A 13,984-nucleotide genomic window follows, 5' to 3' on the forward strand; every position below is an offset into this window, starting at 1 on the left:
GGAAGAAGGATCCTGACTGATGAACCGATTTCATCCAGCTAACATATTTCTGGGGTTGAGTGGAAATCACAGAAAATGGTGAAGACCCGTTAAAGCTTATGCAGAAAGTGTATTGGATTTTTTAGAGGGGAAAGAAACTCAATTAAAAAGAAAAATTCGCAATTTATCTAAAAAAAGTGGCACGGATTTAATCGTAGATATAGCTATGATAGGAACAATTGGCGATTACAATGCTATAAGAGAATTAGACAAAATCAATACGGATAACAAAGAGGTGCTGGAACAAATCAAGGTAGCAAAATTACAAATAATATGTGGACTAGAAGAAATAATTAAGGAGTACAGAAAACCAGATTCCCGTTATTCTCATAAAGCATTAGCAGAGGCTATTTATCATTCATTTGATCATCCAGAAGCATCAAAAGTTATAATAGAAGATCTCTTTAGTGAGGAATTTGAGCGTGTTTTTAGTGCCGTTACTCTACTTGCTTTCGCGGAAAAATTTCCTAAGGACAAAGTTACTAGGGATGTAGTAAATAAGTTCTTTGACATTTTAACGGGTGATTTTAATACAACACTAAAGAATCATGCCATACTTGCAATAGGTAGATATGGAAATATTGATGATGCATCAAGACTTGAAAGAATTGTTGAGGAAAAAAAGTATTTAACAAAGGGGAAATTTTGGAAATGGCTAAGTGAAAGCGCACTGTTAGACGATATCAACATCACAATAAAGAAATTGAAACGAAAGAAATAGACGATTCACACTCTAAATGAGCAACAAGGAAACATTGCGGTTCACGGAGCTGAATACGTTCTTCGTGATGAAGCGAAATCTACAGGTGGGCCAACCGCTGACTATTATCCAAAGGGAAGTAAAAAATGACTTTAAAAATCAGGTTTAAAACAATAGGTGATCTTCGTGAATTTAGAAACATTGTTTGTGAGAGAAAAAAGAGAATTTTATCAGTTATACCGCACGGTGAACGATGTGTTTTTCTTAGAAAATCGATTGCCCAAACAGGTATTTCGTGAACCATTTCGTTATTTTTGGTTTGAAGAATTCGACTGGACAATGGATGGGGATTTTTGGACCGTAATTCAGCAATTGTCGAAAAAAATGAAAGATGAGTATATTCTTACTGCTGTACTAGATCCTCATCCTGTAGAATACTTTTATGAAGAATTTGGTTACTATAATTGGGTGAAACCCCCTGTTCATTTAACATCTGATCAATATGTAAATGTCCTGGAATTGGGGCCTAAGGAAAGTCCAGCTGATGCAATGTTATACAATTCGTATACAGTTATTTGGTTGCCTTCTTCCATGAAATGGGCTATATGGGGGGATAGAAATTACGGCATTTGTATTTTAGGACTTCGAGATGCGAACCATCGTGTGGATGCATGGCCGATTGTAAAAACTTGGCGTCCAATGGATCAAACGGTTCTATCATGGGTGGCGCTTAATTTTGCCAATCAACAGCTTCCGCAAGAGGTTGTCGATTCTCTTTTCTTGCATTATTCTAACGAAGCTAAGTAAAGAAGCCTCGCCTTGAACGCTAGGACAGAACAATAAGGATCCTTGATTGGCAACAAGCCTTTCAAGGTTCTTTTTTCGTGACCATTCAAGGAAGGGCAAGCACGAACGGCGATGTTATCTCCCTGACAGATGTGCAAGGAAACGTGGTGGTTCGCTACCAGTACGACACATGGGGCAAAATTCTTTCCCAATCCGGCGCCTTGGCGGAGGAAAACTCATACCGATATGCGGGGTATCAATATAACAACGAAACAGGTCTGTATTATCTGATCGCCTGGTACTATCATCCAACGCATGGCGTGTTCCTATCCCTAGATCCGGATCCGGGGGATGCGGACGATATCTTGACGCACAATGGATACACGTACGCAAATAACAATCTAGTGATGTTGATAGATCCGGATGGGCATTTCTTCTGGTTTGCCGTCAACGCGGGGGTTGCGGCGTATGGTGGATGCCAAGCCTTTAAAAAAAGGTGGTTGGAAAGCCGTGGCGATGGTTGCAGGTGCATCGTTGATAGGCAGTGTAGCTTTCAACAGCAGGGGAGTGTTTGCTTCAAAAAAGCAAAGGCCGCCCCTGAGCGCCGAGAACGGCCTTCCCTTTTATTTGCCGCACTTGCCCGTCAGTCAATGCGGCACAGCTCGGGCGGGCAGCCTTCGCAGGCGATTTCGTCGCGCAAGTATTGCAAGTTGTGGACGCAAATTTTTCCTTTTTCCACGGAGATGACGCCTTTTTTCCGCAAATCGCTGAGCATGCGGTTGACGACTTCGCGGGCGGTGCCGCAAAAGTTGGCGAGCTCTTGGTTCGTCAGCGGCACGTCGATCAAAATGCCGTCTTCTTTCATGACGCCGTAGCTGTTGCATAAACGGATGAGCGTTGAATAGAGCGCTCCTTTTTTGCCGTGTAAAATCAAGTCGCGGAACTTCGTCTGCGTTTTGCGGAAATGGAGGCTCATCCATTTCATAAACTCAATCGCCAGTTTCGGGTTGTTGGCCAGCTCTTTCTCGAGCGTTTCACGCCGAATGGCGGAAACGACGCCGTCTTCCAGCACTTTCGCCGTCAGCATGTAGCGGGCGCCAGGGCAAAACAGCGTCAGCTCGCCGATCAAATCGCCCTCGCTGCAAATGCGCAGCGCGAGCTCCTGTCCGTCCATGTCCATTTTGCTGATTTGGATTTTCCCCGATTGGATATAGTAAATGTCGTCTGCTTTTTCCCCTTCTTGAAACAAGTACGTTCCCTTCTCAAGGTGAAGATCGCGCCCAAGCGGTGTAAGCCACTTCTGCCATTCACGAGATTCCATCTCGTTCATCCGATCACAACCTTACGTAAAATGTATCGCTATATAAAAGTGTACAGGAAAAAAGAGGGAAGTCAATATAAGGATAGTGAAAAGATTGAAAACTTGTTGAACATCGATGGAATCGTTTGTGAAAGTCTTTGCATCCCGAGAACATGAGGGCGATGGAGTCAAGGATGCACCTTGGCTGCCGGGACAAATCGGTATTCGTTTCCCATAGACGGAGGGAGGGGCAAGAAAAAAATCCTCAAAAATTATTAAATATACATTTGATTTTATTTTTATACAGTATTATAATGAGAACTACATGAGGCATACGGGTGAGGGGGAACGTCATGAAAGTGGCAATCATCGGGGCGACGGGATACAGCGGCGCGGAGCTGTTCCGCTTGCTATACGGGCATCCGCACGTGAGCCAGTGCGACGTGTTCTCGTCGTCGCAGGACGGGGTTCATGTATCGGAAAGTTTCCCGCACGTCGGCGCGGTCGATGGTGCGGTGTTGCATAAACTTGAAATCGAGGCGCTTGCCAAGTATGACGCGGTCTTTTTCGCCACGCCGCCCGGGGTGTCGGGGGAGTGGGCGCCGGCGCTCGTGGATCGGGGAGTGAAAGTGATCGATTTATCCGGGGATTTCCGTTTGAAAGACGGCGCGGTGTACGCACAATGGTATGGGCGCGAGGCGGCGCCATCTGCGTATTTAGAGCGGGCGGTGTACGGATTGACCGAGTGGAACCGCGAGGCGGTGCGCGAGGCCGTGCTCCTATCCAATCCGGGCTGCTATCCGACAGCGACGCTGCTTGGCTTGGCGCCGCTTGTCAAAGAAGGATTAATTAAGGAAGACTCGATCATCGTGGACGCCAAATCGGGCGTATCGGGCGCGGGGCGGAAAGCAGGGCTTGGGACGCATTTTTCCGAAGTGAACGAAAACGTGAAAATTTATAAAGTGAACGCCCACCAGCACATTCCGGAAATTGAACAAGCGCTGCAGACGTGGAATGAAGCGGTGGCGCCGATCACGTTCAGCACTCATTTGATTCCGATGACAAGGGGCATTATGGCGACGATTTATGCGAAGGCGAAACAATCGATTTCGCCAAACGACTTGGTAGATTTGTATAAAACAAGTTATGAAGGTTCGCCGTTTGTCCGCATCCGTCAACTTGGACAGTTTCCAGCGACAAAAGACGTGTACGGCTCAAATTATTGCGACATCGGCCTCGCCTACGATGAACGGACGGGACGGGTGACGGTCGTGTCGGTGATCGACAACTTAATGAAAGGCGCTGCCGGGCAGGCGGTGCAAAACTTCAACTTGATGATGGGGTGGGATGAGGCCGAGGGCCTCCAATCCTTGCCGATCTATCCGTGAGGGAAGGGGAACGAACGATGACAATGACGAAGCAAACGGCGCAAGTGACGGCGGTCGCCGATGGAACGGTCGTCACGCCGAAAGGATTTCAAGCGGCTGGGGTGCATGCTGGGTTGCGCTATGCAAAAAAAGATTTAGGAGTGATCGTCTGCGACGTGCCAGCTTCGGCCGCGGCTGTGTATACCCAAAGCCATTTTCAGGCGGCGCCGCTCAAAGTGACGCAGGCGAGCCTCGCTGTAGAACAAAAATTGCAGGCGGTCATCGTCAACAGTGCATGCGCGAACGCCTGCACCGGCGAGCAGGGGCTCAAGGACGCCTATGAAATGCGCGAGCTGTGCGCGAAACAGTTTGGCCTGGCGCTGCACCATGTGGCCGTCGCTTCAACGGGCGTGATCGGGGAATATTTGCCGATGGAAAAAATTCGCGCGGGCATCGAAAAGCTTGTTCCAGGGGCGACGATGGCGGATGCTGAGGCGTTTCAAACGGCGATTTTAACGACGGATACGGTGATGAAGCGCGCCTGTTACCAAACGACCGTCGATGGGAAAACGGTCACCGTCGGCGGGGCGGCGAAAGGATCGGGGATGATCCATCCGAACATGGCGACGATGCTCGCGTTCATTACGACCGATGCCAACATCTCTTCGGCGGTGCTGCATGATGCGCTCCGGTCGATTACCGATGTATCGTTCAATCAAATTACCGTCGATGGCGATACGTCGACGAATGACATGGTTGTGGTGATGGCAAACGGTCTTGCTGGAAATGACGAGCTGACGCCGAATCATCCGGATTGGGAACACTTTTACGAGGCGCTGCGGAAAACGTGCGAAGACTTGGCGAAGCAAATCGCCAGAGACGGCGAGGGGGCGACGAAGCTCATTGAAGTGCGCGTGCGCGGCGCGAAAACGGACGATGAGGCGAAAAAAGTCGCGAAGCAAATCGTTGGCTCCAACTTAGTGAAAACGGCCGTTTACGGCGCGGATGCCAACTGGGGGCGGATCATCGGCGCGATCGGCTATGCGGACGCTGACGTTGATCCGGACAATGTTGATGTCGCGATCGGGCCGATTGTGATGCTGAAAGGAAGCGAGCCGCAGCCGTTCTCGGAAGAAGAAGCGACGGCGTATTTGCAACAAGAGACGGTCGTCATTGAGGTGGATTTGCACTTGGGCGATGGCTTCGGCGTCGCGTGGGGCTGCGACTTGACGTACGATTATGTGAAAATCAACGCCAGCTATCGGACGTAAGGAGAGAGAAAGATGGGGAAAACGGTCGTCATCAAATGCGGCGGCAGCGTGCTCGATGAGCTGTCTCCCGCCTTTTTTGCCAGCGTGAACATGATGCGGGAACAAGGGATGGATGTCGTCATCGTCCACGGTGGCGGGCCGGAAATCGGGCAAATGTTGAAAAAACTGGCGGTGCCGAGCGAGTTTGTCAACGGCTTGCGGAAAACGACGAAAGAGGTGCTTGCCGTTGTGGAAATGGTGCTCTCCGGCAAAGTGAACAAACAGCTTGTGGCGATGCTCAGGCAGAACGGCTTGCCGGCGGTCGGCGTTTCCGGCGTGGACGGGGGGCTGCTCGAAGCTGAACCGATTGACTTTGCTAAACTTGGCTATGTCGGCCGTGTGAAAACGGTTCGCTCCCGTCTTTTGCGCACGCTGCTTGAGGCGGGCTACATTCCGGTCGTTTCGCCGCTTGGCATCGATCAAAACGGGCAAACATACAACATTAACGCCGACACGGCGGCTGGGGCGGTCGCGGCCGCTATCGGCGCCAGCCAGCTCGCGTTTGTGACGAACGTGCCCGGCATTTTGCGAGACGGCGCGCTCGTGGCCGAGGCGACGGCGGAAACGATTGAACGACTGATCGAAGACGGCGTCATCACGGGCGGGATGATTCCGAAAGTGAAAGCGGCGCTGTCCGCCCTGTCCGATGCGCTGCCCGAGGTGATGATCGTCAGCGGCAAAACGACGTTTTACCAGAACGGAACATGGCACGGCACAACGATTCGCAAAGAAGTGGGGGTATATTTATGAGCGCGCTGTTTCCGACATACAACCGTTGGAAGATCGCCGTCCAAGCCGCGGAAGGGACGGTTGTGACCGATGTAAACGGAAAACAATATCTCGACTTTGTCTCCGGCATTGCCGTCTGCAATCTCGGCCATCGCCATCCGCACGTCCAAAAGGCGATTGAAAAGCAGCTGAATCAATATTGGCACGTATCGAACTTGTTTACGATTCCCATTCAAGAAGAGGTCGCGTCCTTGCTTGTCGCCCACAGCGCCGGCGACTGCGTCTTTTTCTGCAATAGCGGAGCCGAGGCGAACGAAGCGGCGCTGAAGCTGGCGCGCAAACATACCGGACGACACAAAGTGATCACGTTTTCCCAATCGTTTCACGGCCGGACGTTTGCGACGATGGCGGCGACCGGGCAGGAGAAAGTGCATAGCGGTTTTGGTCCGCTGCTTCCGGAATTCATTCACTTGCCGCTGAATGATGTCGACGCTCTCAAACAGGCAATGAACGAAGAAGTGGCCGCGGTGATGCTTGAGGTCGTCCAAGGGGAAGGGGGCGTCCGCCCGGTTGACTCGGCGTTTTTGCAAATAGCGTCGGAGCTGTGTCAACAGCACGGGGCGCTTCTGATCATCGACGAAGTGCAAACCGGCATCGGCCGGACCGGAAAGCCGTTTGCTTACCAGCATTTCGGCGTGGAGCCCGACATCATCACCGTGGCGAAAGGACTTGGAAGCGGCATTCCGGTTGGTGCGATGATCGGCAAAGCGTTTTTGAAAGAGTCGTTTGGGCCTGGCGTGCACGGGTCGACGTTTGGCGGCAACCCGATCGCGATGGCCGCTGCCAAGGCGACGTTAGAAGTGGTGTTCGATCCGGTATTTTTGCAAGAAGTGCAGGAGAAAGGCCGCTATTTGCTTGAGCGCCTCCATGACGCGCTCGCCCCGCTTGACATCGTCAAGGACGTGCGCGGGCTCGGGCTGCTTGTCGGGGTCGAGTGCCAAACGGACGTCGCGCCGCTGTTGCCATTGATTCATGAAAACGGCTTGCTTGTCCTCTCGGCGGGGCCGAAGGTGATCCGCCTGCTGCCGCCGCTTGTGGTGACGAAAGCGGAAATCGATGAAGCGGTGGACATTTTAACAAACGTGTTGAACAACGCCAACGCCTCAGCTGTCTTGTAAACGGACGGCCGATGGCTTAATTTTTATTCCTGTTCATGCATAAAAATTCTTGAACGGTTATAAAAACTCAAACGATGAGGTGGCGCCAATGAAAGCGTACTTGCATGTGGCGAGCGGAAAAACGTTCAGCGGCGAGCTCGCCGCTCCGCTTGAAGAAAAGGTGAGCGGGGAGATCGTTTTTTTCACCGGCATGACCGGTTATCAAGAAGTGTTGACCGACCCGTCGTATAAAAACCAAATCATCGTTTTTACGTACCCGCTGATCGGCAATTATGGCATTAATGAAGACGATTTTGAAAGCAAGCGGCCGCACGTCGAAGCGGTCGTCGTCTACGAAGCGAGCGGCACAGGATTTCATTACGGGGCGAAATACAGCTTGGCAGAATACTTGCAGCATTGGAACATTCCGCTTCTCACGCACGTGGACACGCGCGCCCTTGTGAAAGAAATCCGCACCGCTGGGACGATGATGGCGGAATTAAGTTTGTCGCCGATTCCAGCAGTTGCTGATGAGGAAGCGGCGTTTCCAGTGCGCGCGGTGTCAACGAAAACGATCGAAACATACGGCGAAGCCGGGCCGCATTTGGTGCTCATCGATTTCGGCTATAAAAAGTCGATTTTGCAGTCGCTCCTTGCACGCGGCTGCCGGGTGACGGTCGTGCCGCATGATACGGCGCCGGAAGCGATTGACGCGCTGAAACCGGACGGGCTTGTCCTCTCGAACGGCCCGGGCGATCCGAAACAGTTAAGCCATCAGCTTCCCGCTATCCGTCAGCTGATCGACCGGTATCCGACGCTTGCGATTTGCCTTGGCCATCAGCTTGTCGCCTTAGCGTACGGGGCGGATACGGAAAAACTCCGCTTCGGGCACCGCGGCGCCAATCAGCCGGTGTGGGACGCCGGGAAGCAAAAAGTGATGATGACATCGCAAAATCATAGTTACGTCGTCAAAGAGGAAAGCTTGGCGGGCAAGCCGTTTGACATCCGCTTCATCAACGTCAACGACGGCTCGGTCGAAGGCATCGTCCATCGCCATAAACCGATTTTGTCGGTGCAATATCACCCGGAGGCGCATCCGGGGCCGCAAGATACCGGCTATATTTTCGACGAATTTTTGCAAACCGTGTTCAAGGGAGAGAACGTGTATGCCTAAAGATTCTTCGCTTCAGTCGATTCTCCTGATCGGGTCGGGGCCGATTGTCATCGGCCAGGCCGCCGAGTTTGATTATTCCGGCACACAAGCGTGCATCGCCTTAAAGGAAGAAGGATATCGCGTCATTTTAGTGAACAACAATCCGGCGACGATCATGACCGATGAAGTTCATGCCGATGCCGTGTATTTTGAACCGCTCACCGTCGATGCGGTCGAAGCGATTATTGCCAAAGAACGCCCGGACGGGCTGCTCGCCACGTTCGGCGGCCAGACAGGGCTCAACTTGGCGTTTCAGCTGCATGAAGCCGGCGTGCTTGAAAAGTATGGGGTGAGACTGCTCGGAACACCGATTGAAGCGATCAAGCGCGGGGAAGACCGCGAAGCGTTCCGCGCGTTAATGCATGAGCTTGGCGAACCGGTGCCGGAGAGCGAAATTGTCACAAGCGTCGAGGAAGCGGTCGCGTTTGCCGAACAAATCGGTTTTCCGATCATTATTCGTCCCGCGTATACGCTCGGCGGGACGGGCGGCGGCATTGCCGAAAACATGGAGCAGTTTCTCGCGCTCGTGGAAAAAGGGCTGGCCGAAAGCCCGATCCGCCAATGTTTGATCGAACGGAGCGTCGCCGGGTTTAAAGAAATTGAATACGAAGTGATGCGCGACCAGTCGAATACGTGCATCACGGTTTGCAATATGGAAAACGTCGATCCAGTCGGCATCCACACGGGCGATTCGATCGTCGTCGCACCGTCGCAGACGTTGACCGATGAGGAGTACCAAATGCTCCGTTCGTCGGCGGTGAAGATCATTTCCGCATTAGGGATCATCGGCGGCTGCAACATTCAGTTCGCCCTTGACCCGAACAGCAAACAATATTACTTAATCGAAGTCAACCCGCGCGTCAGCCGCTCGTCAGCGCTCGCCTCGAAAGCGACCGGCTACCCAATCGCCCGCATTGCGGCGAAGCTGGCGGTCGGCTATACGCTCGCGGAACTCGTCAATCCGGTGACGAAAACGACGTACGCCAGCTTCGAGCCGGCCTTGGACTACGTCGTCGTCAAGTTTCCGCGCTTGCCGTTTGACAAGTTCCCGCACGCGGACCGGAAGCTCGGTACGCAAATGAAAGCGACCGGGGAAGTGATGGCGATCGATCGCAATATGGAGCGGGCATTCCAAAAAGCGGTGCAGTCGCTCGAGGGAAAAAACAACGGACTGTTTTTGCCGGAGCTTTCGGCGAAAACGGATGACGAGCTGAAACAGCTGCTTGTCGACAAAGACGACCGCCGCTTTTTCGCCATTTTGGAACTGCTCCGCCGCGGGGTGGCGGTCGAAGCCATTCACGAATGGACGAAAATCGACCGCTTTTTCCTTGCTTCGTTCGAACGGCTCGTGGCGCTCGAAAAACAGGCGGCAGCCACCACGATCGATACGATCGATGAGCCGACGTTGCGCTTCTTGAAAGAAAAAGGGGCAAGCGACGCCTTTTTGGCCGAAACGTGGGGCGTGACGGAGCTTGATGTGCGCAACAAGCGGAAGGAACTTGGCATCGTGCCGTCATACAAAATGGTCGACACGTGCGCGGCCGAATTTCATTCGGAAACGGATTATTACTACTCGACCTATTTCGGCGAAGACGAGCGGAAGAAAGCGAGCGGCAAGGAGAAAGTGCTGATCATTGGAGCTGGACCCATTCGCATCGGCCAAGGCATTGAGTTTGACTACAGCTCCGTTCATAGCGTGTTCGCCTTGCAAAAAGAAGGCTATGAAACGGTGATGATCAACAACAATCCGGAAACCGTCAGCACGGACTTTGCCGTCGCCGACCGCCTTTACTTTGAGCCACTTACCTTAGAGAGCGTCTTGGATGTCATTGAAGCGGAACAAATCAAGCATGTCATCGTTCAGTTTGGCGGACAGACGGCAATCAATTTGGTCAAAGGACTCGAAGAAGCAGGTGTGCCGCTGTTGGGCGTCACGTACGATATGATTGACCAGCTTGAGGATCGCGATCGTTTTTACCAGTTGCTTGAGGAGCTTGACATCCCGCACGTACCGGGCTTGATGGCGAACAACGCCGAGGAGCTCGCCGCCAAAGCGGCCGAGATCGGCTGCCCGGTGCTGCTTCGCCCGTCGTATGTCATCGGCGGCCGCGGCATGTTTATCGTCCATAGCGAGGCGCAGCTCGCCGCTTTGATTGAGCAAGGCGAATTGACATATCCGATTTTGATCGATGCGTATTTGGACGGGAAAGAGGCGGAGGCCGACATCGCCACGGATGGGACGGACATTTTACTGCCGACGATTATCGAACATGTCGAAAAAGCCGGCGTCCACTCCGGCGACAGCTATGCTTGGCTGCCGGCGCAGACGCTCACAGACGAAGAAAAAGCGAAAATCATCGACTATGCGGGCCGGATTGCGAAAAAACTTGGCTTTAAAGGAATCATGAACATTCAATACGTCATTGCGGACGGCAATGTATACGTCCTTGAAGTGAACCCGCGCGCGAGCCGGACGGTGCCGATCGTCAGCAAAACGACCGGCGTGCCATTGGCGCAAATTGCGACAAAGTTATTGCTTGGGAAATCACTCGTCGACATCGTTGACGAAAAAGCTCGCGGATTGGAGGTCATGCCGTACGCCGTGTTAAAGTATCCGGTCTTTTCGACCCATAAGCTGCCGGGGGTTGACCCGATGGTTGGACCGGAGATGAAATCGACCGGTGAAGGCATCAGCATCGCCGCGACGAAGGAAGAAGCGGCGTACAAAGCGTTTTACGCGTACTTGCGAAAGAAAGCAAACGCCAATGAAATGTATGTGATTGGCGGCATCGATGAGACGCTGGCCGCGGAAATCGAAGCGAAACAGCTTGTGATCGTGTCAGATGTCCCGTTTGCCGATTGGGTGAAGCGCGACACGGCGCTCGCGGTGATCAACTTGGGCAAAGAGGAAGACGAGGCAAACAAACGAATGACTGCGTTGTCCCGACAATTGCTCGTCTTCACGGAACGTGAGACATTGAAGCTCTTCTTGCAGGCGCTCGATGTGGATCATCTTGATGTGCAGCCGATCCACGGCTGGTTGGAAAAGAAAAAACAGGCAGAACAGGCGGTGATCGCATGAATGCAGTGATGTCATTAAAAGGGAGAGATTTTTTAACGCTGCTCGATTTTTCAACAGACGAAATTATGGACTTGTTGGCGCTAGCAGCCGATTTAAAAGCGAAACAAAAAGCCGGCGTGCCGTATGCGCCGCTTTCCGGCAAAACAATGGCGATGATTTTTGAAAAGCCCTCAACGCGCACGCGCGTGTCGTTTGAAGTCGGCATGATCCAGCTTGGCGGCCAGGCGATGTATTTAAACGGCAACGATTTGCAGCTTGGCCGCGGTGAAACGATTGCGGATACGGCGCGCGTCTTGTCGCAATACGTCGATGTCATGATGATTCGGACGTTTGCCCATCAAAAAGTCGAGGAATTGGCCGAGTATGCGTCCGTTCCGGTCATCAACGGCTTGACGGACGATGATCATCCGTGCCAGGCGCTGGCGGATTTGCTGACGATTTACGAAGCGAAGAAAACGTTCCAAGGCGTCAAACTCGCCTATGTCGGCGACGGCAACAACGTCGCCAACGCCTTGCTTGCGGCCGCAGCCAAAGTGGGAATGGATATTTTCATTGCCTGTCCGCCAGGCTATGAGCCGAAGGAGGAATACGTCGAGGCAGCGCGCCAGATCGGCGAGAAAACCGGAGCAACAGTTGTTGTGACGCACGACCCGCTTGAGGCAGTGGCCGGAGCGGATGCGATTTATACGGACGTATGGACGAGCATGGGCCAAGAAAGCGAAAGCGCCGAGCGGCTTCAAGTGTTCCAGCCGTACCAAGTGAATGAAGAGCTCGCCAAAGCGGCCAAACCCGATTACCTCTTTTTGCATTGCCTGCCGGCCCATCGAGGCGAAGAAGTGACGGCCGGCGTCATGGACGGCCCGAACTCGGTCGTATTTGAGCAGGCCGGCAACCGGCTTCATGCCCAAAAAGCGATTTTAGTGTCGATCCTATAGGAAAAAGGAATTCCCGTTTCGGGAGTTCCTTTTTTGTTCTTTGCAAGGAAAAGGATTTTCATGAGAAAAAACGTTTTTATTGTGAAGGCTTGACGCTCCGTGTGCGGCGGCCCCATCATTTCCCTTCTTATGAACAGCGGCAAAACCGGGAATGCTAACAAATGCAATCGAAGCAAGGGGGATGAAACAAATGGGCCAACCGCGCCATTTCAAACCAGGGGATAAAGCGCCGAACAACGGCGTGTACATTGAAATCGGCGAAACGGGCGACAATGTAAAACACCCGAAAAAGCTGAAACTGAAAGCCGGCGATACGTTCCCGGAAACGTCGAACCATAATCGGCATTGGACGTATTTGCGCAAACCGTGAAGCACAACAAAAGCCATTCCAAGTATGGAGTGGCTTTTGATTTGCCGTGTGCTTCGCGATCCGCTATAATGATTTATGGTCAAAGAAGGTCAAATGGAGGGAACGGCATGGACGCAAGCCGTTTGACGGAAAAACTGCAAGAGGCGCTGATGGCGGCGCAGTCGCTCGCCAAAGAACGACATCATCAACAGCTTGATGTCGAGCATCTCCTGATTGCGCTGCTCGAACAAGAAGGCGGCCTGGCGCCGCGGCTCGTGGAGCTTTCCGGCGCCGACAAGGAAAAGGCCGCTGACTGGCTTCGCAGCCAGCTTCGCCAAAAGCCTGAAGTGCATGGGGCGGACGGGCAGCTGTATGTTGCGCCCGCCTTAGCGCGGCTGCTTGAGGAGGCGGAAAACGAAGCGAAGCGAATGCAAGACGAGTACATATCGGTCGAACATGTGCTGCTCGCGTTGCCTCATGGCGCCGAGCCGGTCGCTCGGCAGCTGGCGTCGTTTGGACTGACGAAGGAAGCACTATTAGCGGCAGTGAGAAACGTAAGGGGGAATCAACGCGTGACGAGTCCACATCCGGAAGCAACCTATGAAGCGTTGGCAAAATACGGGCGCGACCTTGTCGCGGAAGCGAAAGCGGGAAAAATCGACCCGGTCATCGGCCGCGACAGTGAAATTCGCCGCATCATCCGCATTTTGTCGCGGAAGACGAAAAACAACCCGGTGTTGATCGGCGAGCCGGGCGTCGGGAAGACCGCTATTGTCGAAGGGCTCGCTCAACGCATCGTGCGCAAAGATGTCCCGGAAGGGCTGAAAGACAAAACGATTTTCGCTCTTGATATGAGCGCGCTCGTCGCCGGAGCAAAGTTTCGCGGTGAATTTGAAGAACGGCTGAAAGCGGTGTTAAACGAAATCAAAAAAAGCGACGGCCGCATCATATTGTTCATTGACGAGCTGCATACGATCGTCGGCGCCGGCTTTTCGGCGTTTTTTTGTGAATTTGAAG

General features: G+C 52.8%; 12 protein-coding genes and 1 pseudogene. 12 read left to right on the forward strand and 1 reads right to left on the reverse strand.

Going from position 1 to position 13,984, the window contains the following annotated elements; genetic code table 11:
• Positions 1-112: 112 nt before the first annotated feature.
• The 3 genes and pseudogenes from T260_RS126260 to T260_RS1000000140800 all read left to right on the forward strand — a co-directional run.
• Positions 113-760 carry a hypothetical protein gene (locus T260_RS126260; RefSeq protein WP_023634229.1) on the forward strand — a complete coding sequence of 216 codons (648 nt, stop codon included), beginning with the start codon at positions 113-115 and terminating at the stop codon, positions 758-760.
• A gap of 165 nt (positions 761-925) precedes the next feature.
• Complete coding sequence (locus T260_RS126255) at positions 926-1,546, forward strand: hypothetical protein (RefSeq protein WP_223813611.1); 621 nt, start codon at positions 926-928, stop codon at positions 1,544-1,546.
• A gap of 146 nt (positions 1,547-1,692) precedes the next feature.
• Positions 1,693-1,896 (forward strand): annotated as a pseudogene (locus tag T260_RS1000000140800) (RHS repeat-associated core domain-containing protein); the annotation flags it as partial.
• A 272-nt stretch (positions 1,897-2,168) separates the two neighbouring features.
• On the opposite strand, the gene T260_RS126250 reads toward T260_RS1000000140800, so the two are convergent.
• Positions 2,169-2,846 carry a Crp/Fnr family transcriptional regulator gene (locus tag T260_RS126250; protein ID WP_236620450.1) on the reverse strand — a complete coding sequence of 226 codons (678 nt, stop codon included), beginning with the start codon at positions 2,844-2,846 and terminating at the stop codon, positions 2,169-2,171.
• Between the two features lie 332 nt (positions 2,847-3,178).
• Between T260_RS126250 and argC the strand changes: the two genes are divergently transcribed.
• The 9 genes from argC to T260_RS126205 all read left to right on the forward strand — a co-directional run.
• Complete coding sequence (gene argC / locus T260_RS126245) at positions 3,179-4,213, forward strand: N-acetyl-gamma-glutamyl-phosphate reductase (protein ID WP_031212968.1); 1,035 nt, start codon at positions 3,179-3,181, stop codon at positions 4,211-4,213.
• Between the two features lie 17 nt (positions 4,214-4,230).
• Positions 4,231-5,463 (forward strand): bifunctional ornithine acetyltransferase/N-acetylglutamate synthase, encoded by a 1,233-nt coding sequence (gene argJ / locus T260_RS126240; RefSeq protein WP_023634233.1) that lies wholly within the window; start codon positions 4,231-4,233, stop codon positions 5,461-5,463.
• Positions 5,464-5,475: 12 nt separating this feature from the next.
• A complete protein-coding gene (argB, locus tag T260_RS126235; RefSeq protein ID WP_023634234.1) occupies positions 5,476-6,252 on the forward strand; it encodes an acetylglutamate kinase in 777 nt (258 codons plus the stop codon).
• Entirely contained in the window at positions 6,249-7,409 is a 1,161-nt protein-coding gene (gene argD / locus T260_RS126230) for an acetylornithine transaminase (RefSeq protein WP_023634235.1), read from the forward strand. Before argB ends, argD begins: the two co-directional genes overlap by 4 nt.
• Positions 7,410-7,497: 88 nt before the next feature.
• Complete coding sequence (locus tag T260_RS126225; RefSeq protein WP_014195160.1) at positions 7,498-8,562, forward strand: carbamoyl phosphate synthase small subunit; 1,065 nt, start codon at positions 7,498-7,500, stop codon at positions 8,560-8,562.
• Positions 8,555-11,683: a carbamoyl-phosphate synthase (glutamine-hydrolyzing) large subunit gene (gene carB, locus T260_RS126220; protein ID WP_014195161.1), complete on the forward strand. Its 3,129-nt coding sequence runs from the start codon at positions 8,555-8,557 to the stop codon at positions 11,681-11,683. The genes T260_RS126225 and carB overlap by 8 nt, the downstream gene beginning before the upstream one ends.
• Positions 11,680-12,618, forward strand: coding sequence for an ornithine carbamoyltransferase (argF, locus tag T260_RS126215; RefSeq protein ID WP_013146083.1), 939 nt, complete (start codon positions 11,680-11,682; stop codon positions 12,616-12,618). Before carB ends, argF begins: the two co-directional genes overlap by 4 nt.
• A 190-nt stretch (positions 12,619-12,808) precedes the next feature.
• Positions 12,809-12,988, forward strand: a complete 180-nt coding sequence (locus T260_RS126210; protein WP_011230299.1) for a YjzC family protein — start codon at positions 12,809-12,811, stop codon at positions 12,986-12,988.
• A 107-nt stretch (positions 12,989-13,095) separates the two neighbouring features.
• Positions 13,096-13,984, forward strand: an 889-nt coding sequence (locus T260_RS126205) for a Clp protease N-terminal domain-containing protein (RefSeq protein ID WP_023634236.1), incomplete at its 3' end; no start/stop codon positions are given.

It is taken from the genome of Geobacillus thermopakistaniensis, assembly GCF_000498995.1.
In the GTDB taxonomy this organism is placed as follows: domain Bacteria; phylum Bacillota; class Bacilli; order Bacillales; family Anoxybacillaceae; genus Geobacillus; species Geobacillus thermoleovorans.

Coding starts and splice junctions, on each gene's coding strand:
- carB (WP_014195161.1), top strand. CDS start 8,555: ATGCCTAAAGATTCTTCGCTTCAGTCGATTCTCCTGATCGGGTCGGGG.
- argJ (WP_023634233.1), top strand. CDS start 4,231: ATGACAATGACGAAGCAAACGGCGCAAGTGACGGCGGTCGCCGATGGA.
- T260_RS126225 (WP_014195160.1), top strand. CDS start 7,498: ATGAAAGCGTACTTGCATGTGGCGAGCGGAAAAACGTTCAGCGGCGAG.
- argB (WP_023634234.1), top strand. CDS start 5,476: ATGGGGAAAACGGTCGTCATCAAATGCGGCGGCAGCGTGCTCGATGAG.
- T260_RS126210 (WP_011230299.1), top strand. CDS start 12,809: ATGGGCCAACCGCGCCATTTCAAACCAGGGGATAAAGCGCCGAACAAC.
- argF (WP_013146083.1), top strand. CDS start 11,680: ATGAATGCAGTGATGTCATTAAAAGGGAGAGATTTTTTAACGCTGCTC.
- argC (WP_031212968.1), top strand. CDS start 3,179: ATGAAAGTGGCAATCATCGGGGCGACGGGATACAGCGGCGCGGAGCTG.
- T260_RS126250 (WP_236620450.1), bottom strand. CDS start 2,846: ATGGAATCTCGTGAATGGCAGAAGTGGCTTACACCGCTTGGGCGCGAT.
- argD (WP_023634235.1), top strand. CDS start 6,249: ATGAGCGCGCTGTTTCCGACATACAACCGTTGGAAGATCGCCGTCCAA.